At 36.9% G+C, this 2,877-nt stretch carries 2 protein-coding genes; both read right to left on the bottom strand.

Going from position 1 to position 2,877, the window contains the following annotated elements:
* The coding region (locus B3J44_RS08705) for a glycoside hydrolase family 3 N-terminal domain-containing protein (RefSeq protein WP_286967837.1) at nucleotides 1–1,793 on the bottom strand (1,793 nt) is incomplete at its 3' end.
* Between the two features lie 11 nt (nucleotides 1,794–1,804).
* Nucleotides 1,805–2,877 (bottom strand): glycoside hydrolase family 30 protein (locus B3J44_RS08700; RefSeq protein ID WP_286967835.1); only part of this gene is annotated, 1,073 nt, incomplete at its 5' end.

Here is a 2,877-nt window from a genome sequence, read left to right as displayed (position 1 = left end):
TTTTCGTCTTTAGCAGGTCTTCCTGTACTGAAATGATTGTAATAAATTGGCACTTGTCCTACTTCTCTCGGAAAAGTCATAGGTAATTTTCCAGACGGATTATAATCTCCAAACAATACATTTGCAATTGCATTTCCTGCTTCAGTGCCTAACCACCAAGTGTATAGAATTGCTGGAACATTATCTGCAGTGTAATTAAAAACTAATGGTCTTCCAGCATTTATTAAAACTACAACTGGTTTTCCTGTTGCCATAACCGCTTTTACTAAATCTTCTTGAACTCCTGGCAAGTGAATATCGCTTCGGCTTTTTGCCTCACCGCTCATATCGTGTCTTTCGCCAATACTTAAAATTACAACGTCAGCTTGTTTGGCTGTTTCAACTGCTTCTGCAAAACCGTCTTTATTGTCGCCAGTAACATCACATCCTTTTGCGTACAATAATTTAGTGTTTTTGCCTACTTTATTTTGTAAACCGTCCCATTGCGAAACTACCCATTGATCGTATTTTACTTCTGGAAGTTCAACAGCCCAAAATCCCATATTGGCTTTGTACTCTTTTACCATTGGTCCAATGAAAGCAATTGTTTTTACACTTTTAGAAATTGGTAAAGTCTGGTTTTCATTCTTCAATAAAACGATACTTTTCTCTGCCATTTCTCGAGCCGCTTTTCTGTGCTCTAAATTGTTTAATGCTTTTTCTTCGCGTTTTGCATCAGAATATTTATAAGGATCATCAAATAGTCCTAATTCGAATTTCTTACGAAGAATGCGTCTTACAGCATCATCAACTAAATCAACAGAAACTCTTCCCTCTTTTACTAATTGAGCTAAATTATAACGATAGGCATTGCTTTCCATATCCATATCGCTTCCTGCAGTAATTGCAGAATAAGCTGCTTCTTTAAGATCTTTAGAGTAACCATGAGCTACCATTTCTCCAATTGATCCCCAGTCTGAAACTACGAAACCTTGAAAGTTCCATTTTCCTTTTAAGATATCTCTTTGCAAATGTGCATTTCCTGTTGCCGGAATTCCGTTAATATCATTGAACGAATTCATGAATGTTGCTGCACCAGCATCTAAAGCTGCTTTAAAAGGAGGCAAATACGTTTCCCAAAGCATTCTTTCGCTCATGTCAACAGAGTTGTAATCTCTTCCTCCAACTCCTGCTCCATAAGCAGCAAAGTGTTTTACGCAAGCCATAACCGAGTTTAAATCTCCCAATTTATTTCCTTGAAAACCTTTTACTCTCGCATAAGCAATTTTAGATCCCAAATAAGTGTCTTCTCCTGCACCTTCCATTACACGCCCCCAACGAGGATCACGACTGATGTCTACCATTGGAGCAAATGTCCAATGAATTCCGCTTGCCGCAGCTTCTGTTGCTGCAACTCTTGCTCCTAATTCGATCGCTGCTAAATCCCAACTTGCTGCTTCCGCTAAAGGAAGAGGAAAAGTCGTTTTGTAGCCGTGAATAACATCTTGTCCAAACAACAACGGAATTTTAAGTCTTGACTGCATTGCCAATTCTTGATATTGTCTGGTATATTTTGTTCCTATAATATTTAACATCGAACCAACTAAACCTTGTTTGATTTCGGCTTGTTTGTTCGGGTTAATGGTAATTGGTCCAGTCGCCTGATTATCGCCAGTGTATTGATTCAGCTGGCCTACTTTTTCTTCAATTGTCATTTTCTTCAACAGATCATTGACTTTCTGATCTATTGACTGCTGCTGTGCAGACGCAATAAGCGAAAGCATAAACAGCGTAACTGTGGTTATTCTTTTCATAGTTTAAGTTTTTACCAAACGTAAGTAGCTACTGCTCCAGCATTTAGTGTGGTTGTGGTTTGTTTTTGATTGTATTTAATATTAAATGTTTCTGCCGAAGCTCCATCATTTTCTACAATTAAAACAGTTTGACCTGATGGAGTTTTGAAAGCTACATTATATAAGTTGCCTGCAATATTACTACCTATTCTTACCGAACCTTCTGGAACAAATTTAGAAGCGTGTCCGATAATATAATATCCCACTTCTCTTTTGATGTTTTGATTTTGATCAATCATCAAAGCTCCTTTACAGGTTGAACATCCTCCTGGCGTAAAAGGTTTGTAGAATTCATCATTTGCTAATCCCCAAGAAAGTGCATTTTTACTCCAGTTTCTCATAGAACCAATAACCACATTTTTCACGCTCCATTTTAAATCAGTTTCAAAATTGGTTCCTGTTCCTGTATATTGTTCTGTAAAATACAAGTCTTTATTTGGAAATTCATTATGAACAGTAGTCAAAGCACTAATATCTCCTTCGTACAAGTGAAAAGCTGATCCTGCTACAAATGGATTTGCTTTTGGATCTCTTAAAATTGTCAAAGGATATTCTGGTTTATTACAGTTGTGATCGTAAACAACGATTTTGGTTTTGATTCCAGCTTTCGCGAAAGCAGGCCCTAAATTATTTCCAATAAAATCTGCTTGCTGCTCTGCCAACATCAATAAACTTGGATTGTTTCCTGGGTGCAAAGGTTCGTTTTGAGGCGTAATAGCGTCAATAACAATTCCGTGAGATTTCATTGCTTGAATATATTTCACAAAATATTCTGCATAAACTTGATAGTATTTTGGCTGTAAACTTCCGCCTTTTGAGCTTCCGTTGTCTTTCATCCAAACTGGTGGAGACCACGGAGAACCCATTATTTTTATTTTAGGATTTATAGCTAAAATTTCTTTTAAAACCGGAATTACATCGTCTAAATCTGGTCCAAGATTAAAATGTTCCAGTTTCAAATCGGTTTGTCCTTCTGGCATATCATCATACGAAAAAACTTTCTCATTCAAATCAGATGCTCCAATACTTATTCTTAAATAACTTA

Source organism: Flavobacterium sp. UBA4854 (assembly GCF_002399805.1).
In the GTDB taxonomy this organism is placed as follows: Bacteria; Bacteroidota; Bacteroidia; order Flavobacteriales; family Flavobacteriaceae; genus Flavobacterium; species Flavobacterium ginsengisoli.
The sequence above is the reverse complement of the archived record's forward strand: the minus strand, read 5'-3'. Positions and strand labels throughout refer to the sequence as shown.